Annotated in this window: 21 protein-coding genes; 11 read left to right on the top strand and 10 right to left on the bottom strand. The window is 31.8% G+C overall.

The annotated features are described in order from the left end of the window. Positions 1-86 precede the first annotated feature (86 nt). From F7018_RS11340 to F7018_RS11320, 5 genes are all read right to left on the bottom strand, one after another. Positions 87-926, bottom strand: a complete 840-nt coding sequence (locus F7018_RS11340) for a DUF3078 domain-containing protein (RefSeq protein WP_150900187.1) — start codon at positions 924-926, stop codon at positions 87-89. A gap of 80 nt (positions 927-1,006) precedes the next feature. Next, positions 1,007-1,855, bottom strand: a complete 849-nt coding sequence (locus F7018_RS11335) for a DUF3078 domain-containing protein (RefSeq protein ID WP_150900186.1) — start codon at positions 1,853-1,855, stop codon at positions 1,007-1,009. Positions 1,856-1,961: 106 nt separating this feature from the next. Further along, a complete protein-coding gene (locus F7018_RS11330; RefSeq protein WP_150900185.1) occupies positions 1,962-4,523 on the bottom strand; it encodes a TonB-dependent receptor in 2,562 nt (853 codons plus the stop codon). A 6-nt stretch (positions 4,524-4,529) separates the two neighbouring features. Then, the gene (locus F7018_RS11325; protein WP_150900184.1) at positions 4,530-5,459 is read right to left on the bottom strand and encodes a FecR family protein; all 930 of its coding nucleotides are present in this window, start codon (positions 5,457-5,459) and stop codon (positions 4,530-4,532) included. Between the two features lies 1 nt (position 5,460). Next, a complete protein-coding gene (locus tag F7018_RS11320; RefSeq protein ID WP_150900183.1) occupies positions 5,461-5,970 on the bottom strand; it encodes an RNA polymerase sigma factor in 510 nt (169 codons plus the stop codon). Positions 5,971-6,221: 251 nt separating this feature from the next. Between F7018_RS11320 and F7018_RS11315 the strand changes: the two genes are divergently transcribed. Then, positions 6,222-7,745, top strand: a complete 1,524-nt coding sequence (locus tag F7018_RS11315) for a PKD domain-containing protein (protein WP_150900182.1) — start codon at positions 6,222-6,224, stop codon at positions 7,743-7,745. A 106-nt stretch (positions 7,746-7,851) separates the two neighbouring features. Here F7018_RS11315 and F7018_RS11310 read toward each other — a convergent pair whose 3' ends face one another. The 4 genes from F7018_RS11310 to F7018_RS11295 are packed head-to-tail and all read right to left on the bottom strand — an operon-like array spanning position 7,852 to position 9,870. Further along, entirely contained in the window at positions 7,852-8,361 is a 510-nt protein-coding gene (locus tag F7018_RS11310; protein ID WP_150900181.1) for a DUF2480 family protein, read from the bottom strand. A gap of 3 nt (positions 8,362-8,364) precedes the next feature. After that, the gene (locus F7018_RS11305; RefSeq protein WP_150900180.1) at positions 8,365-8,685 is read right to left on the bottom strand and encodes a DUF59 domain-containing protein; all 321 of its coding nucleotides are present in this window, start codon (positions 8,683-8,685) and stop codon (positions 8,365-8,367) included. 2 nt (positions 8,686-8,687) lie between these two features. Beyond that, entirely contained in the window at positions 8,688-9,425 is a 738-nt protein-coding gene (locus F7018_RS11300; RefSeq protein ID WP_150900179.1) for a hypothetical protein, read from the bottom strand. A gap of 19 nt (positions 9,426-9,444) precedes the next feature. Next, positions 9,445-9,870, bottom strand: a complete 426-nt coding sequence (locus F7018_RS11295) for a SufE family protein (protein WP_150900178.1) — start codon at positions 9,868-9,870, stop codon at positions 9,445-9,447. A gap of 74 nt (positions 9,871-9,944) precedes the next feature. Here F7018_RS11295 and F7018_RS11290 point away from each other — a divergent pair, with 74 nt between their 5' ends. Together F7018_RS11290 and F7018_RS11285 are read left to right on the top strand one after the other, a co-directional pair. After that, a complete protein-coding gene (locus F7018_RS11290; protein WP_150900177.1) occupies positions 9,945-10,871 on the top strand; it encodes a PfkB family carbohydrate kinase in 927 nt (308 codons plus the stop codon). An 89-nt stretch (positions 10,872-10,960) separates the two neighbouring features. Further along, complete coding sequence (locus F7018_RS11285; protein WP_150900176.1) at positions 10,961-12,859, top strand: amidophosphoribosyltransferase; 1,899 nt, start codon at positions 10,961-10,963, stop codon at positions 12,857-12,859. 70 nt (positions 12,860-12,929) lie between these two features. Here the strand turns inward: F7018_RS11285 and F7018_RS11280 are convergent, their stop codons facing one another. Continuing rightward, positions 12,930-13,292 (bottom strand): SPOR domain-containing protein, encoded by a 363-nt coding sequence (locus tag F7018_RS11280; protein ID WP_150900175.1) that lies wholly within the window; start codon positions 13,290-13,292, stop codon positions 12,930-12,932. Positions 13,293-13,507: 215 nt separating this feature from the next. Here F7018_RS11280 and F7018_RS11275 point away from each other — a divergent pair, with 215 nt between their 5' ends. The 8 genes from F7018_RS11275 to F7018_RS11240 are packed head-to-tail and all read left to right on the top strand — an operon-like array spanning position 13,508 to position 24,942. Further along, entirely contained in the window at positions 13,508-14,803 is a 1,296-nt protein-coding gene (locus F7018_RS11275) for a c-type cytochrome (protein ID WP_150900174.1), read from the top strand. Between the two features lie 31 nt (positions 14,804-14,834). Then, on the top strand, positions 14,835-17,981 hold the full coding sequence (locus tag F7018_RS11270) for a TAT-variant-translocated molybdopterin oxidoreductase (RefSeq protein ID WP_150900173.1): 3,147 nt from the start codon (positions 14,835-14,837) through the stop codon (positions 17,979-17,981). A 27-nt stretch (positions 17,982-18,008) separates the two neighbouring features. Next, positions 18,009-19,409, top strand: coding sequence for an NrfD/PsrC family molybdoenzyme membrane anchor subunit (nrfD, locus tag F7018_RS11265; RefSeq protein ID WP_150900172.1), 1,401 nt, complete (start codon positions 18,009-18,011; stop codon positions 19,407-19,409). Next, positions 19,399-19,926, top strand: coding sequence for a DUF3341 domain-containing protein (locus F7018_RS11260; RefSeq protein WP_150900171.1), 528 nt, complete (start codon positions 19,399-19,401; stop codon positions 19,924-19,926). The genes nrfD and F7018_RS11260 overlap by 11 nt, the downstream gene beginning before the upstream one ends. A 9-nt stretch (positions 19,927-19,935) precedes the next feature. Then, complete coding sequence (locus F7018_RS11255) at positions 19,936-20,478, top strand: c-type cytochrome (protein ID WP_175578715.1); 543 nt, start codon at positions 19,936-19,938, stop codon at positions 20,476-20,478. A gap of 22 nt (positions 20,479-20,500) precedes the next feature. Continuing rightward, positions 20,501-22,096 (top strand): quinol:cytochrome C oxidoreductase, encoded by a 1,596-nt coding sequence (locus F7018_RS11250; protein WP_150900170.1) that lies wholly within the window; start codon positions 20,501-20,503, stop codon positions 22,094-22,096. A 34-nt stretch (positions 22,097-22,130) separates the two neighbouring features. Then, positions 22,131-23,138 (top strand): cytochrome c oxidase subunit II, encoded by a 1,008-nt coding sequence (locus tag F7018_RS11245; RefSeq protein ID WP_150900169.1) that lies wholly within the window; start codon positions 22,131-22,133, stop codon positions 23,136-23,138. A 34-nt stretch (positions 23,139-23,172) separates the two neighbouring features. Beyond that, positions 23,173-24,942 carry a cytochrome c oxidase subunit I gene (locus F7018_RS11240; RefSeq protein ID WP_150900168.1) on the top strand — a complete coding sequence of 590 codons (1,770 nt, stop codon included), beginning with the start codon at positions 23,173-23,175 and terminating at the stop codon, positions 24,940-24,942. Positions 24,943-25,533 lie beyond the last annotated feature (591 nt).

The following is a 25,533-nucleotide window of genomic DNA, read 5'->3' as shown; positions in this document are numbered from 1 at the left end:
TTGTTTTTTTTGGCTAAAATAAGGAAAAAAGAAACCTCAAAGGTTTCCCTCTGAGGTTTGTTTGTATTATTGTTGGTGAGAGTTAATTAAAAACCGTAGTTAACACCTAAACCAAATACTTCTCTTGTTTGAAACCCTCTAAATGCATTATCATCATAAATAGCTTGCATAGAAAGGTTAGCAGATAAATACTTATTTACTTTCATAACTACATTTACAGTATAATCGATATCTACGTTTTGAAAATCTTCTAAGTAGTTACTGTATAAGTTTAAAATATTCTCAACAGAAACGTTTTCCATTATAACAAATTTATAGTAGGCATTTACAGCAGCACCCAGTTCATAACGAGTAGATTCACCTTGTGCAACACCAAACGCAGGTCCTGCAATAGTTAAATCACTATTAACTACTACCAATTTAGAAGTAGCAGGAGCTATGTTTACTTTTAAATTATCAGATTTTTTCCATAACATACCTGGTCCAAATTGGAAATAGGCAGGTGAGAAAAAATGTGAAGTTTGAACTCCATTTACAAATGTAGAAGACATTTGTGTTTTAAAGTTGAAAAAAGCAGAATAGTACCAATATCCTGAAGCTTTTTTACCTACTAAAGAGTTTAACTCAAAACGATCATCCGTTTTTTGTAAATCTTGACCTCTTAATTTAGTTAAACCATACGAAGCAATTATTTTATTATCCCAAGTCCAATCGCCTTTAGCATAGTTAAAATCATAATTTAAACCTAAAGTTCCAGAAATATTGTTAGTTCCTCCAGCTAACCAGTTATTAAATGCAGACTGATTGAATAAAAAAGAGATGTTACCACTTTTTTTCCAACCTTCTTTTGGTTCTTCTTTTTTTTCTTCTTGTGCATTAACTGTTAAAGCTCCAAATAATACAGCAATAGCTAATAGTTTTTTCATTGGTATGTTTTTATATTTAAATTCTTTTTTTGTGCAAAAATTACACTTCCCTTACTTTAGACAAAGTTATTTATTAAAAGTCACTTTTTATGAAAGATATAATTTAATCCTAAACCAAATACTTCTTTGAATTGAATTTTACTAGAAGCATCATCATCTATAATAGCATGAAATCCAACATTAGTAGAAAGATACTTGTTTATTTTTACAAAGAAGTTCAATTGATAATCAATATCAATGTTTTGAGGTTTTTGTAAATAATCAGAGTATACAGATAATATGTTTTCCATAATAACATCTTTCATTATAGCATATTTAAAGTAGGCAGATAAATTAAAACCTAAACTGTAACTTGTATTTCTATTTTCTTTTACACCATATTTTCCAGAGAACTGATCGGAAACAAAAGTAAAACGGGAAGTTGCTGGTGCAATATTTATTCTTGCGTTATCAGATTTTTTCCAAAGCATACCGGGTCCAAAACTCCAATAAGCAGGGGCAAAAAAATCAGAAACCAATACCTTAGGGTCTGTTTTATAATTATATCCTTTAGTGTATTGAGTTTTAAAATTACTAAAGAAAGAAAAGAACCAATACTTTTTAGCCTTTAAACCAAGTAATGAATTGTATTCAAAACGATCGTCAGTTTTTTGTAATCCCGAACCACTTATATGGCTAATACCATAGGCACTAATAATTTTATTATCCCAGTTCCAGTTTCCTTTTTTATAGTTAAAATCATAATTCAAACTAATATTTCCAGCTATAGTATTATTACCTCCAGCTGTCCAATTAGAAAAGGAAGATTGGTTAAATAAAAAAGTAGATTTACCTAGTACAGTCCACTTTTTAGGAATACTATCTTTTTTTTGTTGCGAATACATTATACTAGCAACACTTATAAAAAGTATTAAAAATAACTTTTGCATCGATTATATTTTAAAACTATTGTCTATTAATTAGTTAGACTAACATTAAAAAAATCAGCAAATATATTTATACTTTATGAAATAAATAAATTACAACTTTATGTTTTTAAAAACTTAACCTAAAACTTACGTTTGGGGTAAAACCTAAAGATTCTGTATTTTGTTCTATTAGTTTTCCTTCATCAAAACCATTTTTATTTTCTTTAACAATATCATAGGTTCTTTTAAGAATGTTTTTTTTATTTAGAATGTTCAATAATGAGATATTGAACCTTCCTTTTACGGTTTTCTTTTTATTCATATAAAAATCATATCCAGCTGAAAAATCTAATCTAGAAAAATTAGGAAGCCTACTATCATTAATGCCGTTTCTTTCAATAAAGTAATTATTAGCTAAACCATTATTAGAAGTGAATGGAATCCCTATTCTATAAGTATAACCTAATGAAAAGTTATACTCCTTATATTTAAAATTGTTAGCTAAATAAAAGGAATGAGTAACATCAAAATTGCCAGTAAACTCTTTGTTTTCATTAAAGTCATTGATGAGAAAAGTAGTTTTTCCTGTATGATAACTTAACCAAGTATTATAATTTTTCCAGTTCTTCTTTATTAAAAAGTCTAAGCCAAGTGTTTTCGATTTACCTGTTAAAATATCTCTTGTAAAAGAATCAAAGCCACTAGTTAAAGAGGTAATTCCTTTTATTTCTCTCTTATAAACATCTAAATCAATTAGCCAATTGTTTCTTTTGAATAAAGCTCCAATAGTGATTTGTTGACTTTCTAATAAAGGAATGTCTTTTTGATTAGATAGTGCCCATAATTGATTTTCCAAACCAAAATCGGTAGTGTAAAATTCAACTATTCGACTAATATTTTGTTGTTTTATTTCAAAAGAACTACTCAACCAAAATTTAGGTAAAACTTGTATTTGACTGTATATTCTAGGTTCAAAAGTGGTTTTGTTTAATAAAGAAAAGTGATTTGCTCTTGCTCCTAAGCTCACTGTGATGTTTTTGTTTTTGTTGTACAGGTACTCAGTAAAAAAAGAATGTGATTGGTTGATGTCACTTTGGGTTGAAGATTTTTCTACAAAAAGAAGATCATTTTTTTTACTTAAGAGAAAGTAAACATCATTATAAGCATACTGATATCCTATACTAACTCTAGAGCTCGTATTTATTTTATAATCAAAACTAGTGCTAATGTCTAGGTTTTTAACATGATTATTTTTTGTCGTAAAAGCATACGATGCGTTATCTTTCTCTTTATTGTTTCTATATTTTAAATTATAATCAGAATAACTAATAGTAGTTTTACTACTGGTTTTTGAATTCCATTGTTTATCCCATCCTATATTATAACCATCATTTTTTATTAATAAATCATCACTTCTTTGATCATTAAAATCGGAAGAGAAAAAAGAGTGGTCCAATGAATTTTTAATACTAATTTGACTGAGTGATATTTTGTCTTGTTCAGTTGGTTTATAAATTATTTTAGTATTAAAATCTTGAAAGAAAACATCAGTATTAATTTTAGCATTTATCTCTTCAACCAATTTTTTATCTTTAGATATGGTAGTGTGTTGAAAAGTTTTTTGAGATAATTGTCTGTATGTGGGAGTATTCAATACATCAGTAATTGAACGTCTTCCAGAAACTGATATGCTTAATTGGGGAGAAATAGGTAAACTAACATTAGCATCGGCATGTGTAAAGTTCATTCCTACAGAACCTTTAATTTTTGATGGGATGTCGTTACCAGTTTCAACGTTAATAACGCCTCCAATATGATTACCGTATTTGGCTTTAGAAGCACCTCTATATACTTCAACCTTATCTATAGTTTCAGGATTCAAGGCAGATATGGCTCCAAAGAAATGCGAAGCTGTAAATAGTTTTATTTGATTGAATAATATTAGGTTCTGATCCGGAGTACCACCACGAATGTGCATTCCAGTAGCCGTTTCATCAACGTTTACTATTCCTGGTAATTGTTGAACTGTATAAAAAACATCTGGTTCAGTTAAACCGGGAATAATGTCTTGGTTTTTAGGTTTAAAAACTATAGCACCATCAATGGTTTTAGATAATCCATTAGTTAAATAATTAGTTATGACTATTTCATTTAATACTGCATTTTCTTCTTCTAAAGATAAAGAAAAACAGTTTTCTTTAGAAAAATTAGCAACAGCTCTTTTTTTTGATTTAAATCCGACAAAGGAAATGTTTATGGTATCAGTGATATATAGATTTCTTAGCTCGAAGTAACCATCAATATTGGTTTGAGTACCTATGTTTTTATTTTTTAAAGTTATAGTAGCACCAATTAAAGGTTCTTTATTGTGTTTAGAAAAGAGATTTCCACAAATGTTTACTCTGTTCTTAAGTTTTGAAATAGCATACCTGTTTTTAGATATTTTTTTAAAATTAAGTTTAGAGTATTTTTCTAAACCTTTGATGATAGAGCTTATGTCTCTGTCTTTTCCAGATTTAAAAGGAACCTTTTGATTATTAACAATTTCATCTGAAAAAGAAAATTTAACATTGTATAAATCACTTAACTCGATTAAAACATCTTTTAAATGTCTCAATCGAGTCGTTTTGTTTTGAGTAAATACAGATAAGGATAAACTCAGCAATACGAAACATATCAGTTTCTTCATATAAAACTATTTTTCAGTCAATTCAATAATGTTGCTTTGGTTTGAAATGATATAGTCTATATTCATAGGAATAAAAACAGCATCTAAAGCCAAATTTAAATCTGAATGAATAAAGCTACCTGTAAATAATTTATCATTTGTTTTAACTGTATTTCCTTTAAATTTTATGTTGTATTGATTTTCTAGCGATTTTAAAACAATTTTTAAAGGTACACTAGTAAAGCTACTTTCGCCATTTATCCAATTAGGATTTTCGGTTGCTTTTTTATCACCTGTTTTTATGTCACTTTTTAATTTTGTAAATGTTTTACCTTTAGTTAAGAATATAACTTCTCCTTCCGATTCTACTTTAACCTTACCTTCATAACATTCAACTTTTAAGAAGTCTGTATCTTCTAAAACGTTAAATTGTGTACCTAAAACAGTAATGTTACCTTCATTGGTTTCAACTGTAAAAGTGCTGCCTTTTTGAACCTTAAAAAAAGCTTCTCCTTCTAACTTTAATAATCGATTAGTATTCCAATCTTTTTTATTGTATGCAATGGTAGATTGAGCGTTTAATATTACCGTTGAATTATCTGGTAAATTAATTTCCAACTGTTCTCCATATCCAGTTGAGGATTCTACATTTTGAAAATTAAAATAAAAGAAACTAATAAGTAAGGCTAAAGAGGCAGCAACAGCAAGAATTTTTTTAGGAAATAAACGTCGAACAGTTGTTTTATTTGCAGCTTTTTTACGTTCAATATCCTCTAATATTTTTAAGTACACATCCTCTTTGTTTAAAAGGGGTCTTTCAAAATTCTGTGATTCTTCTGAAATTCTTTTAAACAAATGAAAATCTTCTGTTTTTTCAAAGGCAGCTAGTTCTTTTTGAGACATTTCTCCAGAAAGCCATTTTGCTAATAAAGTATCTGATTTTTCTATTGGATCCATATTATATGCCTTTTATTTGAGTTCGTAATGTTTTTAAAGCCAAAGTCATTCTTTTTTCTACTGCTTTTACTGATATTTCTAGTTCTTCGGCTATTTCTCTATATTTTTTCTTATCAATTCTATTCATTAAAAAAACCTCACGTTGTTTATCAGGCAAATCACTAATTGCTTTTTGAAGCTTTTTTAAAAATTCTTGTTCTTCCAATAAGTATTCAGGAGTTTCATTGGTCGTACTTTTTACATCTAGCTTTTTGTGGGCTAAAACGACCTTTTGATGTGCATAATCATCAAGAAATAAATTATTAGCAACAGTAAATAAATAGGATTTTGCTTTTTCAAAAATAACCTTAGAACAGTTAGTCCATAACTTAACAAAAGCTTCTTGAACAAAATCTTGAGCTTTTGCACTATCACCACATTTATATATCATAAAACCATATAATCCATCAGCGTATGAATCATATAACTTTTTATAGGTTACGGGAGCACAAACAGAGTTTACATCCTTCATAAAATACTTTTTGTTTGACGTATAACGATTAACTATCAAAAAACCCTACTAAAAAATAAATTCTTTTTATAAAATATTTTTTTCAAAGATAATTAATAGTCTTTATGAGGTTTTGTGAATGTTTTTTCTAAGAGTTGGTGTTTCCCAGGAAAAGAATTCAAAACAAAAAGTAGGGTTTTTTAATCATGTTTCGTTTCACAATCAAATAATAGATGCGATTAAGCATTAGAACACCCTTAATATATTTAAAAATGAAAAAAATACTATCAATAGTAGCATTAACAGCGACTTTTTTAACATCGTGTAGTGAAACTACAATAGAACAACAAGGAATAGATAATTTAACAGTAGTAGGAAGCATTCCTTCTGTAAAAACAATTACAGTTGTTCCTACAACACCGCCAACAAGTAGCTCAGTTATTTTATTTGACTTCGATTTTGAAGATGATAATGAAGGTTTTGTAGGTGTTTTAGAAAATAAATCATCAGATAAGGAAACGCCTATCCGAAATATTTCAGAAACTACTTATAAGTGTAATCTAGCGAGAGGTAAAAAAGAAGATTTTCCAACCAAAGCACCAATAAACTTTGAAGGAAACGACACTTATTTTATGGGAAGGTTATTTAATAATGCAATAAAGTCAGGTGGAGGTTGGAGTAATACAGACGGAGAAGCTTCGTGTGTTGCCTTGTATTCAACAAAAAGAACCTTGAATTTTGCAAAAGATTTTAATGTAAATGAATTGTCGATTTCTTATGATTATTATGGGCAAGATGTAAATACAAGTTATATTTTTCCAGCAATTAATATTTTCTTACGTTCAAAGAAAACAAAAGAATCGATCAACTTAACACCGTCTGAAAAAGGATATACTTGGTCGAAATATGCTACAAAGATTCCAAGTAAAATAGTAGCTGGTGAATATGAATTAATAGTATTTCACGCTCCAAAAGGTGTTGGCTTGGACAATATTAAAATTTATACAGATAAAACGACTAGTAGTGCTAGTGAAGTAAAAGTAAATGCAGGAGCAGATGCAACAATTAATTTGCCAACGAATACATTTGACTTAAATAGCACTATAACAAACCCGAAAGGAGAAAAAATTAAATCAATTGTTTGGACAAAAGTAAGCGGAAAGGGAGTGACAATTGCTGATAGTGACAAAGAGGATACTAAGGTATCTAATTTACAAGCAGGAGAATATGTATTTAAAATTGTAGTTACAAATGAAAAAGATATAGCTGTTGAAGATACGGTAACAATTAAAGTAGATGATTCAAAAGTTTTATATGGCTTTACATTTGAGGAAAATGTAGAAGGTTTTGCTAATGCAAAGAACGCTGTTGAAAAGATTGATAAATATTGTAGAGGGAAAAAAGGAGATTTTCCGGCCTACAATAGCTTAGTGTATAGTGAGAATGATACTAGTTTTATGGGAATTAATATGGGGGAAATAGGTGGTTATTTTGCTACTGAAGCGACAAAGACATTTAAGTTATCAAAAACGTTTGAAGCAAATAAACTAGGAGTGCAATTTAGTAGTCAGGTAATTGAACCTTGGGGAGATACTACAAGTATTAAAGTTGAATTAAAATCAGCTTCAGGAGCAGAAGTGATTTCTTTAGATGTAAAAAAATCAACAACAACATCGTCATGGGAAATATTAAATGCAACTATAGCTAAAAAAGTAGTAGCAGGAGATTATACTATTGCTGTAAAACACGCTGGAGGTATGACTGCTATTGATGATATTTATATTTATGAAAAGTAAAGAGTGAGTAGTGATTTTAATGAGTGTTTAAAAGAAATCCCCAAAGAGTTTAAATTCTTTGGGGATTTAATTTTTTTATCTGTTTCTTTTAAATAAAGAAAAGGCATTATCTCTTTTTCTTATACAAAGGAACAGTAGAACAAGCCTCACCAAACATAAGAGTTTTAGCAATTGGCTGAATTTTTTCTATTAATAAAGTATAAGCTGAAGGAGGAATAGGTTTGTTAGCACATCCTTTAATAATTATAGGTTTGTCTTCATATTCCGAAATATCTAACGAATTGATGATTTCCTGATAAATTACAGTTTCCAACAGTTCTAAATTACCAACAACAACTTTGTTTGTATGTTCAGATAATTGTGTAGTTAGCAATAAATGCGCCCAAGAAGGAATAATAGCATCAGAAGAACAAGTTAAAGCAACATACGTGTTTTGGTATTGCTCCCAATCATGATTTTTCACCTGTTCTCTAAAGTCTTTTTCACGAAGAATTAAACCTTCGTATAACCAATCTTTAATATCAAAAACAACACGTTTTCCTTGAGGATAAAAATCTTCAAGGTCAATGGTTATAAGTTTGCTATTGGCAACTCTATTTATAATTTCTTCAGCCATATTTTATAGCATTCCTAATTCTAACTTAGCTTCATCGCTCATCATATCTTGAGTCCAAGTAGGATCAAAAGTAATTTCAACTTCACAGTTGTTAATTTCTTTCAAAGTTTTTACTTTTTCTTCAATTTCTACAGGTAAACTTTCAGCTACAGGGCAGTTAGGTGAAGTTAAGGTCATTAAAATTTTAGCATCGTTTTCTTCAGAAACAAATACGTCATAAATTAAACCTAATTCATATATGTCTACTGGTATCTCAGGATCGAATATTGTTTTCAATACTCGTACTATCTTATCTCCTAATTCTTCTAATTGAGTATCTGTCATTTTTATTTGTTGTATGTATAAATTCTTGTTTCTCCCCAGGTGTTACCTGAGCCATTTATTTCTTTAGTAACAATTTTAGTAGGATAGTTTTCATTATCGTAAGTAATCGTATTTGTAGTCGTAAAACTCAAATTACCATTACTGTAAGTTTTGACTTCAATTACATTCCCTAAAGAGGAAAAAGGTAGTGCTTTAATTAAGTAGTTTATACCTGAAAAAGGATTTTTTTTACCATCATGTTTAATTACACGATAATTGTTAGCATTACTTGCGTCTATTTTTTTAACGGTATTACCATTATATTCGTAATTAAAGACTCTACTATTACTATTGGAGTTAAAATTGTCTGTTGTTTTTTCAGATATAATTATGTTGTTTTTATAAAAATATTCTACAGTTGTTACAGTAATATTGTTTTCTATTCTAATATGTTTAGATAATTTACCGTTTGTATATTCATAATTATCTGATGTGCCTCCAGGTTGGTTTAGTTTTGTTAGATTTCCATCAGCATCATACAAAACATTATCAATAACTACTTTATTGTTTCTGTCTACTATTTTTATCATTCTATTATTTGAATCGTATTGATAATTAGATTCATCAGTATCAGTTGATCCAAGTTCAGTTTGTTCAAGTTTGAGTACTAATTTTGGAGAAGTACCTATATTTTCTCCACTGTCAGAACATGAAGTTAGAGTTAATAATAGTATAATTAATAAAACCGAAATCTTTTTCATAGTAATATAAATTTTAATGTTAGGATGTTAATTTACTTTGTTGTGCAATTGCATACATTTTTATTTGCTTAACCATAGAAACTAAACCATTAGCACGAGTTGGACTTAAGTGTTCTTTTAATCCAATTTCGTCAATAAAATCAGTATTAGCATCTAGTATAGCTTGAGGAGTTTGATTTGAAAAAACTCTTAATAGTAGCGCTACAATACCTTTGGTTAAAATAGCGTCACTATCGGCTGTAAATTCAATAATATCATTATTTAATTGAGAATGTAACCATACTTTAGATTGACATCCTTTAATTAAATTTTCATCTAATTTATAAGCACTATCAATTAAAGGTAATGATTTTCCTAGGTCAATAATATACTCATAACGCTCCATCCAGTCTTCAAACATTGAAAACTCGTCAATAATTTCTTCTTGTATTTCTTTGATAGTCATTTTTTAAAACTATTTTTGCATCGTCTTACGACCACTTTATATAAAAGTGCAAAATTACAGTAAAAAAATAACAAATGAGTAAATTATTAGCAGTAGGTACTGTAGCGTTTGATGCTATTGAAACACCTTTTGGTAAAACAGATAAAATATTAGGAGGTTCTGGAACTTTTGTAGGTTTAGCAGCTTCTCAATTTGGAGTTAAAACAGGAGTAGTATCTGTAGTAGGAGGAGATTTTCCACAGTCATATATAGATATGATGAATTCTAAAGGAATTAATACTGATGGAGTAGAGATTGTAAAAGAAGGAAAAACATTCTTTTGGAGTGGTAAGTACCATAACGATATGAATTCTCGTGATACATTAGTAACAGAGTTAAATGTATTAGAGCATTTTCAACCAGTAGTACCAGAAGATTTTAAAGATGCAGGAATCGTAATGTTAGGAAACTTACACCCATTAACTCAAGCATCTGTTTTAGATCAAATGAATGAAAGACCAAAATTAGTAGTATTAGATACTATGAACTTTTGGATGGACATAGCTTTAGAAGATTTACATACTGTGTTAAAAAGAGTAGATGTAATTACAATTAATGATGAAGAAGCACGTCAGTTAAGTGGAGAGTATTCATTAGTAAATGCAGCTAAGAAGATTCATGAAATGGGACCTAAGTATGTAGTAATAAAGAAAGGAGAGCACGGAGCTTTATTATTCAACGAAGGGAAAATGTTCTTTGCACCAGCATTACCATTAGCAGAAGTATTTGATCCAACAGGAGCAGGAGATACATTTGCAGGAGGTTTCTGCGGTTATTTAGCTAAAACAGAAGATATCTCTTTCCAAAACATGAAGAATGCAATTATTTACGGTTCGAACTTAGCATCATTTTGTGTAGAGAAGTTTGGAACACAAAGAATGGAAGAGCTAACAAAAGAAGAAGTGCAAACACGTTTGCAGTCTTTTAAAGAGCTGACTCAGTTTGATATAGAATTATCATAAATACAATCCGCGCCTTTTGGTGCGGATTTTTTTATATAAAAAACAACAACACACAAGACAACAACACAACTAAAATATATTTAAATATAATGAGTGACGCTATTAAACATGAATGCGGAATTGCAATGGTTCGTTTGTTAAAACCATTACAGTATTATAAAGATAAATACGGTACTGCATTTTATGGGGTAAACAAGATGTACTTGTTAATGGAAAAGCAACATAATCGTGGTCAAGATGGAGCTGGACTAGCAAGTATAAAGTTTAACGTAGAGCCTGGAACAAGGTATATTAGTAGAATTAGATCTAATAAATCACAGCCAATTCAAAATATCTTCGGGAAAATTAATAAAAGAATCAACGGAGTATTTGAAGAAAATCCAGATAAGATAGATGATGTTAAATGGCAAGAAGAAAACATACCATATATAGGTAACTTGTTTTTAGGTCATGTTCGCTATGGAACTTTCGGAAGCAATTCTATAGAGAGTGTACATCCATTTTTACGTCAGAATAACTGGAAACATCAGAGTTTAATAGTTGCGGGTAATTTTAATATGACTAACTCAAGACAATTATTAAATGATTTAATTGATTTAGGACAGCATCCAAAAGAGTTTACCGATACGGTAACAGTAATGGAGAAGATAGGTCACTTTTTAGAAGATGAAGTTTCTGATTTGTATATCAAAGCAAAAGAAGCTGGGTTTAATAAAAAAGATGCCTCACCATATATAGAAGAGCATTTGGATATCCAAAGAATCTTAAAAAGATCAGCAAAAAACTGGGATGGAGGATATGCAATGGCAGGATTACTTGGGCATGGAGATGCATTTGTGTTAAGAGATCCATCAGCAATTCGACCAGCATTTTATTACCAAGATGATGAAGTAGTAGTTGTAGCTTCAGAACGACCAGTGATTCAAACTGTATTTAATGTAGATATCAATTCAATAAAAGAGATTGAAAGAGGTCACGCATTAATTATTAAGAAGAATGGAAATACGACAATGAAGCCAGTTTTAGAACAGCGAGTTAAAAAAGCATGTTCATTTGAGCGTATCTATTTTTCACGAGGAAGTGATGCTTCTATATATGAAGAAAGAAAAAATTTAGGAAAGTATGTATTTCCTGAAGTTCTTAAATCGATTGATAGTGATATAGAAAATAGCGTATTTTCATACATTCCTAATACAGCAGAAACCTCATTTTTTGGAATGATGGAAGCCGCGGAAGATGTTTTGAATCAACAAAAAACAGCTGCAATATTAGCTGGAAATGGTAAGTTGTCAAAAGAAAAGGTAGTAGAGATTTTATCAAAAAGACCACGTTTTGAAAAAATAGCTATTAAAGATGCTAAACTAAGAACGTTTATTACAGATGATAGTAGTAGAGATGATTTAGTGGCTCATGTCTATGATGTTACTTATGGAGTAGTAAAACCAACAGATAATTTAGTAATTATTGATGATAGTATTGTGAGAGGTACTACCTTAAAGAAAAGTATTATTAAAATATTAGACAGGTTAAATCCTAAGAAAATAGTAGTAGTATCATCAGCACCACAAATTCGCTATCCAGATTGTTATGGAATTGATATGGCAAAAATTAATGATTTTATTGCTTTCAAGGCAGCTTTAGAATTGTTAAAAGAAACAGGTCAATATTCAATAGTAGAAGAAGTTTACAAAAAGTGTAAACAACAAGAGGATAGTGAGGATAAAGATGTGATAAACTTTGTAAAAGAAATTTATGCGCCTTTTACTGATGAAGAGATTTCTGCTAAAATAGCTCAGATGTTAAAAACAGATGGAATTACTGCAGATATTGAAGTTATTTTTCAACCAGTAAGTGGATTGCACAAAGCGTGTCCTGATAATTTAGGTGATTGGTATTTTACAGGAGATTATCCAACAGATGGAGGTCATAGAGTAGTAAACCAAGCTTTTATTAACTTTTATGAAGGAAATGATAAAAGAGCATACTAATGCTTTTGTTCAGATATAAAAAAAGAGCGTTTGATAAAACGCTCTTTTTTTATGCTTTAAATTTTAGCTTTTATAATGGGACTACGATAGCTCCAGAGAATTTTTCACGTATTTTATTCAATGCTCTGTCGGCATGTAAACGTGTTTTATAGTTACCAACTTGTATTTTCCATTCTGGTTCCGTGTAAGAAAGTTTAGTGTAAACTCCAGGAAACTCAACTCTGAATCTTCCTCTTAAGCTTTTCGCTGTTCTTTCCAGTCCATTGTATAATTGGATTCTATAACCAGTACCATTAAGTTTGTTATAAGCTCTTTTCTTTTTTATTAAAGAGGTAATCTCTTTATTGTTAGAGGTGTTAGATTGAGCATTAGCAGAAACGATACCACCAATGAAAACCAATATAATAGCTATTAAAAACCTGTGTTTTTTCATTTCTTTAAATCTTTTTACAAAAGTAACGACTTGTTGGTTAATACATTGTCAATGTTATTTATTTAGAATTAATATAAATTATAAATTAGCAATCTCTTAACATTTCACAATTTAGACAGAAGTAGTACTTTTGTGCAACTTTCTGTGTATTGTTTTTTGAAACTGTATATAGAAAAAATTGTACCAAAATAGATACAAAACTTATATTTTATAGTATGAAAAGTGTGAAACATCACAGCAGATTAACCCAAACACTCGCAAAGAGTTTAGCTTTCTTCTTAGTATTATTCATGAGTTTCTCGGCATTTTCGCAAGGAGATGTAGACGAAGCACGTCAGAAAGAAGGGAAAAAATTATTTAAATCTTTATGTGCTTCATGTCACAAATTAGACAAGAAGCTTGTAGGTCCTGCTTTAGGAGGCGTTGAAGAAAAAAGGTCTAACGAGTGGTTAAAAGCTTGGATTAAAGACAATGCAGCGTTAAGAGCTTCAGGTGATAAAGAAGCAATCGCGATTTTTGAAGAGTATAAGCAGTCAAATATGACGGCTTTTCCTCAGTTAACAGATAAAAATATCGATGATATTTTATACTATACTACTGTAGGTGAGATTAAAAAAGCTGGTGTTCCTGGTGGTGATACAGAGGTGGCTAGCGCAAAAGGAACAGCTCCAAAATGGTTAATATATATTTTAGCAGCGGCTATTATCGTAGCGTTCTTAATTATTGGTAGTTTATTAAAAACAATTAGCGAGTTAAAAGGAGCTCCTAAAACACCAGGTTTATTAGGACAGACTGCTGAATTATGGGAGGGTATTAAGCAAAATACATTTTTACATGTGTTGGTTGTGATATTCGGAGCTTTAATAACAGCTTATTTCTTATTTGGAAATTTATTTAAAGTAGGTGTTGATGAGGGTTATCAACCAATTCAACCAATTGCTTTTTCACATAAAATACATGCTGGAGATAATAAAATAGATTGTCAATATTGTCACTCTTCAGCTAAGCATAGTAAAACTTCAGGGATTCCATCTGTAAATGTTTGTATGAACTGTCATAAGAATATTTCAGAAGTAGCGGATGATACAAAAGTAGTAATGGATGATCATACATTAGTTAAGGCTGATTTAGATAAGGAAATTGCTAAGATTTATGAAGCTGCTGGATGGGATGCAGAAAAATTAGAGTATACTGGAAATACAAAGCCAGTTAAATGGGTAAGAGTTCATAACTTGCCAGATTTCGCATATTTTAATCACTCACAACACGTAACAGTTGCTGGATTAAAATGTCAAAAATGTCACGGACCAGTTGAAGAAATGGAAGAAGTATATCAATACTCTCCGTTAACAATGGGTTGGTGTATCGACTGTCACAAAGCAACTAAGGTTGACTTGAAAGGAAATGAATACTACGCTAAAATTCACAAAGAATTAGCGAAAAAGTATGGGGTTGAGCAAGTAACAATTGCGCAGTTAGGAGGAAAAGAATGTGGTAAGTGCCACTATTAATCAATTAGAAAGTAGAAAAACACGTATATAAATGGCTTCAAACAAAAAATACTGGCAAAGTGTTGAGGAACTGAAAGATAGTTCTATTGTTGAAACGCTACGTAATAATGAGTTTGTACAAGATATTCCTACAGATGAGTTTTTAGGTGACAAAGAAACGTTAGAAACTTCATCAACTTCACGTAGAGATTTCTTGAAATATGTTGGGTTTACAACAGCAGCAGCTTCTTTAGCGGCTTGTGAAGGTCCAGTAAGAAAATCAATTCCTTATGTAGTACAACCAAATGATATCGTTGTAGGTGTTGCTGATTGGTATGCAACTACTATGGCAGACGGATTTGATTTCGCAAACGTATTAGTAAAAACAAGAGAAGGGCGTCCTATTTTAGTGATGCCAAATAAAGAAGCAAATGCAGATGTAAATGCGAGAACGGTAGCTTCTGTATTATCTTTATATGATGATAAATTACGTTTAAAAGAGCCTAGTAAAGGTGGTGCAAATATTTCTTGGGCAGATGCTGATAAAGAAATTGTTGCTAAGTTAAACGAGTTAAAAGAAGCAAATGAACCAGTAGTGTTATTAACAGGTACTTTAGCGAGTCCATCTACTGAAAAAGTAATTGCTGATTTTATAACTGCTTATCCAAATGTAACACACGTGGTATACGATGCTGTTTCTGAAAGTGGAGCTGCAGATGCTTTTGAAGCAATGTACGGTAAACGTGCTTTACCTAACTATGATTTTAGTGAAGCGGAAGTTATTGCTTCAATTGGAGCAGATTTCTTAGCAGACTGGCATGGAGGTTTCGAAGGAAGTTATGTAAAAGGTAGAGATGTAAATAGCGGTAAGATGTCTTACCACGTACAACTTGAAAGTAACATGTCGCTTACTGGTGCAAATGCAGATAAGCGTGTGGTATTAAAACCTTCTGAACAAGTTTATGCTTTAATTAACCTTTACAATGCTGTAACTGGAGGATCTCTTCCATCAAAAGCAACTAAGGCTGATGCAGATGTTAAAAAACTTGCTGCTGATTTAATGAAAGCAGGTTCAAAAGGAGTTGTTGTTACAGGATTAAATGATAAAAATGCTCAATTAATCGCTTTAGAAATAAATAAAGCATTAAAGAGTACTATTATCGATGTAAACAAGCCTATCTATAAAAGACAAGGAGATGATAAAAAAGTAGCTAAGTTAGTTGCTGATATGAAATCTGGAGCAGTTAAAGGTTTAGTAACTTATAACGTAAATCCAGTTTTTACTTTAGCAAATGCTGCTGATTTCTCTGAAGGATTAAAGAAATTAAAATTATCTGTTGCATTAAGTACTCAAGATGATGAAACTGCAAATGCAACTGCATATAAATTACCAGCACCTCACTATTTAGAGTCTTGGGGAGATGTTGTTGTTGAAGAAGGTTCTTTTGGTTTAATGCAACCAACAATTCAACCATTATTCAATACACGTCAGTTACAAGATGTATTATTAAAGTGGTCTGGAAGTACAGTAAATTATTACGATACATTAAAAGAATACTGGAGTACAAATATTTTAGGAGGAGCTTCTTGGAATCAAGCATTACATGATGGATTCTTTAAAGGAGAAGTTGCTGTTGAAGAAGTTGAGGCGCCAACAGAAACAGTTGTAGATTTAACTACTGCAGCTGGTGAATTAGCAAGATCAGCAGGAAAAGCTTCAGGGTTCGAATTAAGCTTATTTACATCAACTGCTTTAGGAGATGGTAAACAAGCAAACAACCCTTGGTTACAAGAATTACCAGATCCTCTTACAAGAGCTACTTGGGATAACTACTTAACAATGTCTATTGCAGATGCAAGAGAGTTAGGTTTTGAAAATCCAGTAAAAGATAATGGAGCAATCGATGGTAATTATGCTACAGTAACAGTAAACGGAGTAGCAATTAAAAATATTCCAGTAATGATTCAACCAGGTCAAGCAAAAGGATCTGTTGGATTAGCATTAGGTTACGGTAGAAGTCAAGGATTGAAAAAAGAAATGCAAGTTGGTGTTAATGCATACCCATTCTATGTGAATGGAAATAACATCCAATACAACGTTTCAATTGAAAAAACATCAGGATGGCATAAGTTTGCTTGTACACAAGTACAAAGTACACTTGCAGGACGTCACGATATTTTAAAAGAAGCTTCATTAAAAGAAGTAAACAATAAAAATTTAGATCCTAAGCATACATGGAATAAGCCATTTATGGTTTCTTATGATCACCAAGAAGTTGAAGGAAGTACTATCGACTTATGGGATGAGCATGATAGAACAATAGGACATCACTTCAAATTATCTATCGACTTAACTTCATGTACAGGATGTGGAGCATGTGTTGTAGCATGTCACGCAGAAAACAACGTACCAGTAGTTGGTAAAGATGAAATGAGAGTAGGTAGAGATATGCACTGGTTGCGTATAGATCGTTACTATTCATCTACTGTTGAAGATAAGCAACACGAAGCTAAAATGACTATGGAAGAGTTTAAAGCTCAAAATCCAGGTTTAGCGAATCAAGAAGTAGAAAGAAGATATACAGAAAAAGTATTAGAGTTAAGTAAAGGTGATTTATTTGACGCTTTAGAAAATCCAGCAGAGAACCCACAAGTTGCTTTCCAACCAATGATGTGTCAGCACTGTAATCACGCACCATGTGAAACAGTATGTCCGGTAGCAGCAACATCACACGGTCGTCAAGGTCAAAACCAAATGGCGTATAACCGTTGTGTAGGAACTAGATATTGTGCAAATAACTGTCCATATAGAGTTCGTCGTTTTAACTGGTTTAATTATGCAGAGAACGAAGAGTTTGACTTCAACATGAATAACGAGTACGGTAAAATGGTGTTAAACCCAGACGTAGTTGTTCGTTCAAGAGGAGTTATGGAAAAATGTTCTATGTGTATTCAAATGACACAAGCAACTATCTTAAAAGCTAAAAGAGAAGGTAGACCTGTAAATAAAGATGAGTTTGAAACAGCATGTTCACAAGCTTGTTCTACAGGATCAATGGTGTTTGGAGATGTAAATAACTCTGAAGATCCAGTAACTCCATTAGTTGAAGATAAAAGAGCATTCCACGTGTTAGACTATATTGGAACAAAACCAAATGTAGTGTACCAAGTGAAAGTTAGAAATACAAACGAAGCTTAATAATAAAATTAATAAGTATATAGATTTATGTCGTCTCATTACGAATCATCTTATAGAGAACCATTAATACTTGGTGACAAGAGTTACCATGATATTACTGAAGATATTGCAAAACCTATTGAAGGTAAAGCAAACAAACATTGGTATGTAGCATTCTATATCTCTTTAGCAGCAATGTTATGGGGATTTGGATGTATCTTTTACACCGTAGGAACAGGAATCGGTGTATGGGGATTAAGTAAAAATATCGGTTGGGCATGGGATATCACCAACTTTGTATGGTGGGTAGGTATCGGTCACGCCGGAACACTTATCTCAGCGGTATTATTATTATTCCGTCAAAAATGGAGAATGGCAATTAACCGTTCTGCAGAGGCAATGACAATCTTTGCCGTATTCCAAGCAGGTTTATTCCCAATTATTCACATGGGACGTCCATGGAATGGGTACTGGGTATTACCAATTCCTAACCAGTTTGGTTCGTTATGGGTAAACTTCAACTCGCCTTTATTATGGGACGTATTCGCAATCTCTACGTATTTATCGGTATCATTAGTATTCTGGTGGACTGGTTTATTACCTGATTTTGCAACAATCCGTGATAGAGCTGTTAAACCATTCCAAAAGAAGATATATGCATTATTATCTTTCGGATGGTCAGGTAGAGCTAAAGATTGGCAACGTTTTGAAGAAGTATCATTAGTATTAGCAGGTTTAGCAACTCCATTAGTACTTTCAGTACACACGATTGTATCGATGGACTTCGCAACATCTATTAACCCAGGATGGCACTCAACAATCTTTCCTCCATATTTCGTAGCAGGGGCAATTTTCTCTGGATTCGCAATGGTACAAACTTTATTAGGTATTATGCGTAAAGTAACGAATATGGAAGCATATATTACACGTCTACACGTAGAGTATATGAATATCGTAATTATCGTAACAGGAGGTATCGTAGCAGTAGCATATGCAACAGAGTTCTTTATTGCATGGTATACAGGATCACCTTACGAAAATTATACTTATTTATCTTTTGGAGCAGAAGCAGGAGCTTACGGATGGGCATTTTGGTCTTTATTAATCTGTAACATTTTTACTCCACAATTATTATGGTTTAAGAAAATTAGAAGAAGTTTTATTTGGTCTTTCATTATCTCAATTATCATTAATATAGGAATGTGGTTTGAGCGTTTCGATATTATCGCAATTGTATTAAGTAAAGGTCAATTACCATCAACATGGTGGCGTTTTGAGCCAACATTTGTAGATGTAGGTATCTTTATTGGAACTATTGGATTCTTCTTTGTATTATTCTTATTATATGCAAGAACTTTCCCTGTAATTCCTACAGCAGAGATTAAGACAATCTTGAAATCAACAGGTGAGAACTATAAAAAATTAAGAGAGGAGAACAATGAGCACTAATAAAGTAATTCACGCATTATATAATGATGATGATATCTTAATGGATGCCGTTAAGAAAGTAAAAGCAGATCACCATCATATTGAAGAGGTATTTTGTCCATTTCCAGTTCACGGATTAGACAAAGCAATGGGATTAGCACCAACACGTTTAGCCATCACTGCTTTTATGTATGGTATTACAGGTTTATCGGTTGCTATTTGGTTAACATGGTATACTATGATTGCAGATTGGCCACAGGATATTGGAGGTAAACCTAACTTTTCTTGGGCTACTAACATGCCAGCTTTCGTTCCAATCATGTTCGAATTAACAGTATTCTTTGCAGCCCACTTAATGGTTATTACATTTTACATGAGAAGTAAAATTTGGCCATTCAAAAAAGCTGAAAACCCAGATCCAAGAACTACAGATGATCACTTCTTAATGGAGATCCCTGTTCACGGTAACGAAGAAGAATTAAAAGCTTTGTTAGAAACAACAGGAGCTGTAGAAATTAACGTAGTAGAAAAGCATTAATTAAGAGATATGAAGAGCTTAAAAATAATTATCGCTTTAGTTGTAGTTGCAAGCTTAGCTTCTTGTAATAATAAACGTAAACCACAAGTACAATATATGCCAGATATGTATGTATCTGTAGCTTATGATGCAAATGGAGCTAATTCACCAGGAGGAATGGTTGATAGATTACCAGTTGCAGGTACTGTAAGTAGAAATGGTATAGTAGCTTATGATATTCCTGATACAAATGAAGGATATGAAAAAGCAAAAGCTGAATTAAAAAACCCTTTACCTACTAATGAGGTTAACTTAGAAAAAGGTAAAGAGTTATACGGAATTTACTGTGCCTCTTGTCATGGAACAAAAGGAGATGGAAACGGAGTTTTATCACAAAGAGATAAATTCAATGGTATTCCAAATTACAAGGATAGAGATTTAACACCAGGAAATATTTACCATGTAATTATGTATGGTAAAAACTTAATGGGATCTCATGCATCACAGTTAAAGTACAAAGAGCGTTGGCAAATTGTACAATACGTAGAAAAATTAAGAAGCGAATTAAAATAAGTCTATAATAGATAGTTAAGATATGTACCAGTTTTCAGGAAAATTAAAAATGCTTGCTATTGCTCTTATGGTTTTAGGAGCCTTAGGTACTGCCGCTAGTTTTATGACGGCGCCTAAAACATTAGAAGAAGCAAAAGAAATTTTAGCAAAACAAGAGGCTCACCATGGAGGTGGTCACGGAGCAGCTGATTCACATGGTGAAGAAAAAGCTCACGCTAAAGAAGCTAAGACTGAAGCGCATGCTGAAGTTGAAAAACATTCAGAAGAAGCAGCTACAAAAGCACACGAAGCTGATAGCACTGCTACACATGCAAAAGAAACAACAGAAGAAGCTCACACTGCAGATAGTACTGCTGTAAACGCAGAAGATACTCACCAAAAAGAGGTGAAAGAAGCACATGCAAAAGTTGCAGCATCTAAAGATGCGCATGCAGCTAATGCACACGGTGAAGATCACGGAGATGCACATGCAGAGCACGCTTTTCACCAAATGCAAAACAGACCTTGGGCTGCTGTATTTGTAGCATTATTATTCTTCTTAGGAGTAACATTATTAGTATTAGCTTTCTATGCAATTCAAAGAGTAGCACAAGCAGGATGGTCTGTAGTGTTATTTAGAGTAATGGAAGCAATAACAGCAAACATGCACTATGTAAGTGCAATTATGTTATTGTTCTTAATTGCTACAGCAATGCACATCAACCACTTATTTCCATGGATGGGAGAAGGAGTTGTAGATCCTACAAGTCCAAACTATGATCCAATTATAGATGGAAAGAAATGGTACTTAAATACACCAGGATGGTTAATTAGAAGTATCTTCTATTTATTAGTATGGAATGCTTACCGTTTTATTATCAGAAAAGGGTCTATCCAACAAGATAATGGTGATTTAAAATTACACAAGAGAAATTATAACATATCTGTAATCTTCTTATTTTTCTTTATGATTACTGAATCTATGATGGCTTGGGATTGGATTATGGGAATTGACCCACACTGGTTCTCAACATTATTCGGATGGTATGTATTAGCTACTTTCTTAGTATCAGCTTTAACAGTAATTGCTTTTGTAACAATTTACTTACGTTCTAAAGGATATTTACCATTAGTTAACGATAGCCATATTCACGATTTAGCTAAATATATGTTTGGTTTCTCAGTATTCTGGACTTACTTATGGTTTGCACAGTTTATGTTAATTTGGTATGCAGATATGCCAGAGGAAACTACATATTACTTATTGCGTTTTAACGAATACAAAGTACCATTCTTAGCAATGGTAGTAATGAACTTCATCTTCCCAGTATTATTATTAATCAACAGTGACTTTAAGAGTGTCCCTTGGTTTGTAACATTAGGAGGAGTAGTAATATTAGCAGGTCACTACTTAGATTTATTCGTAATGATTATGCCTGGTACTGTAGGAGCTCAATACGGATTTGGGGTTGGAGAAATCAGTGCAATCTTATTCTTCGTAGGATTGTTTATTTTCGCAACGTTCAATGCATTTGCAAAAGCAGATCCAGTAGCAAAAGGAAACCCATTCTTACATGAGAGTGAAACTTTCCATTACTATAATATCGAACACAGAGGAGAAGATAGTAATCATCATTAATAATTAGAATTAATAAACAAATAGTTTAGATAATATGCTCGCTTTATTTTATATTTTCATAGCAGTTGCAATAGGAGTAAGTTTTTGGCAAATTACTCGTATCATGAATTTCCGTTCTGTAATTGCTACAGATAAAGACAACGAAACACAAGGTAAATTAGCTTTAGGATTCTTAGCTTTCTTATATGCAATGATGATTTACTGTTTAATCGCAATGAATGTAATAATGTTACCAGAATCTGCTTCTATCGAAGGAGAACACGATGATAACTTATTCAATATTACATTTTGGTTAATTGGAATTGTTCAATTTGGAATGCAGTTCTTAATCTTTTACTTTAGTTATAAGTATAGAGGAAACAAGGACAGAAAAGCATTATTTTATGCAGATAGCCACAAATTAGAGCTTTTATGGACTTCTATTCCAGCAGTAACAATTGTATTATTAATTGGATATGGATTATGGGCTTGGAACAACATTATGTATGTTGGAGACGATGAGAATCCAATTGAAATTGAAGTATATTCAAGACAATTCGACTGGCAAGCACGTTATGCAGGAGAAGATAATGAATTAGGATTAGGAAATGTAAATTTCATTAAAGGAATTAACTCTATGGGAGTTGATATGTCAGATCCTAAGTCACAAGATGATAAAAAAGTTACTGAATTAGTATTACCGAAAGGAAAGAAAATATTATTTAAATTCCGTTCACAAGATGTATTACACTCTGCGTACATGCCACACTTTAGAGCACAAATGAACTGTGTTCCTGGTATGATTACTCAGTTTGCATTTACACCTAAGTATACTACAGAAGAAATGCGTCAAAATTCTGAAGTAATAGCGAAAACTGAAGGAATTAACAAAATTAGAAGAGCTAAAGGTGAAGAGCCTTATGAATTTAACTACTTATTGTTATGTAACAAAATTTGTGGAGCATCTCACTACAACATGCAAATGAAAATTACTGTTGTTGAAGAAGCTGAATACAAAAAGTGGTTATCAGAGCAAAAAACATTAGCTCAAGTTATTAAATAAGATTTTTTCAAAAAAGTTATATAAAAGATAGATTATGTCAGATCATCATCACAAAGAAACATTTGTAACTAAATATATCTTCAGTACAGATCACAAAATGATCTCGAAGCAGTTCCTTGTTACAGGTATATTCATGGGTATCATTGGAGGTTTTATGTCTATGTTATTTCGCTTGCAAATTGCATGGCCAGATACTTCATTCTCAATAATTGAAGCATTTTTAGGAAACCATCAAACAGATGGTATTATGAACCCAGATATGTACTTAGCATTGGTAACAATACACGGTACAATAATGGTATTCTTTGTATTAACAGCAGGTTTAAGTGGTACCTTTTCAAACTTACTAATTCCATTACAGATTGGAGCACGTGATATGGCTTCTGGTTTCTTAAACATGGTTTCTTACTGGTTATTTTTCTTATCATCAGTAGTAATGGTTATATCATTGTTTGTTGAAGCAGGACCAGCATCTGCAGGTTGGACTATTTACCCTCCATTATCTGCATTACCACAAGCAATTCCAGGTTCAGGAGCAGGTATGACTTTATGGTTAGTGTCTATGGCAATATTCATTGCATCTTCATTAATTGGATCATTAAACTATATTGTTACTATATTAAACTTACGTACAAAAGGAATGAAGATGACAAGATTGCCATTAACAATGTGGGCATTCTTCATTACAGCTATTATTGGTGTTATTTCGTTCCCAGTATTATTATCTGCAGCTTTATTATTAATATTCGATAGAAGCTTTGGAACATCATTCTATTTATCAGATATCTTTATTTCAGGAGAAGTATTACATTACCAAGGAGGATCACCAGTATTATTTGAACACTTATTCTGGTTCTTAGGTCACCCAGAGGTATATATTATATTATTACCAGCATTAGGATTAACATCAGAAGTTATCTCTACAAATGCACGTAAGCCAATTTTTGGATACCGTGCAATGATCGGATCAATTATGGCAATTGCATTCTTATCTACAATTGTATGGGGTCACCACATGTTTATCTCAGGAATGAACCCATTCTTAGGATCGGTATTTACATTCACAACAGTATTAATTGCAATTCCATCAGCAGTAAAAGCATTTAACTATGTAACAACACTATGGAAAGGTAATTTACAAATGAATCCAGGTATGTTATTCTCTATCGGATTAGTATCTACATTCGTAACAGGAGGTTTAACAGGATTAGTATTAGGAGATTCTGCATTAGATATCAATGTACACGATACGTATTTCGTAGTAGCGCACTTCCACTTAGTAATGGGTGTATCTGCATTATTCGGAATGTTCGCAGGGGTGTACCACTGGTTCCCAAAAATGTATGGTAGAATGATGAACAAGACATTAGGATACTGGCACTTCTGGATTACTATAATCTCAGCGTATGGAGTATTCTTCCCAATGCACTTTGTTGGATTAGCAGGTTTACCACGTCGTTATTATACAAACACAAATTTCCCAATGTTTGATGATTTAGCTGATATTAACGTATTTATGACGGTAATGGCTATCATTGGAGGTTTAGCGCAGTTAATTTTCTTAGCTAATTTCTTTATCTCAATCTACAGAGGAAAAGTAGCATCACAAAACCCATGGAACTCTAACACATTAGAGTGGACTACACCAGTAGAACATATCCACGGAAACTGGCCTGGAGCTATTCCAGAAGTTCACAGATGGGCTTATGACTACAGTAAGACTGATGAAAACGGTGAATATGTACACGGACAAGATTTCGTATTACAAACAACACCTTTATTAGACGGTGAAGAACCAACCTAATAAATAGTATATAAAAGCTTAAAAAGCCTTCCAAATTTTGGAAGGCTTTTTTTATTTGATAACATTTTAAATTTATATAAAGAATAGATTATTAAGAAAAGGCGGAAGAATAAAAAAATACATTAATACTTTATAGCTTAATAGCAAATGAAATGATACTAATTTATATATACAATCTTATGACAAGGATATAACTTTATTATAAAATGAATAGAATAACGATTGTGGAGCTTCTTTAATTAATGTTTTATAATACTTTTTATAAGAGGAGAGCAAATAGTTTACTTATTGTTTTACTATCCATTCTTGTGAAATTTTAATAAAAGAAGCAAAATGGAGAGAGAAATACTTTCTATTTTACAATAGGAAAGAGCTTCGGTTAGTGATATAAGAGCATCTAATTATAGATAATAAGTTTGATAAATCATATAGAACTTAATTAAATGAATACCTAACCTAAAAAACTTTAGAGTGTAACTTATTGACAAATAGGTGATTAAAAAATAATTCAAAAAAAGATTTAAAAAGATAGTTGTTGTGTTAAAAAAGAGTTCTATATTTGCACCCGCTAACGGAAAAACGATAGTTTGA

It is taken from the genome of Tenacibaculum aiptasiae, assembly GCF_008806755.1.
Classification (GTDB): Bacteria; Bacteroidota; Bacteroidia; order Flavobacteriales; family Flavobacteriaceae; genus Polaribacter; species Polaribacter aiptasiae.
The sequence above is the reverse complement of the archived record's forward strand: the minus strand, read 5'-3'. Positions and strand labels throughout refer to the sequence as shown.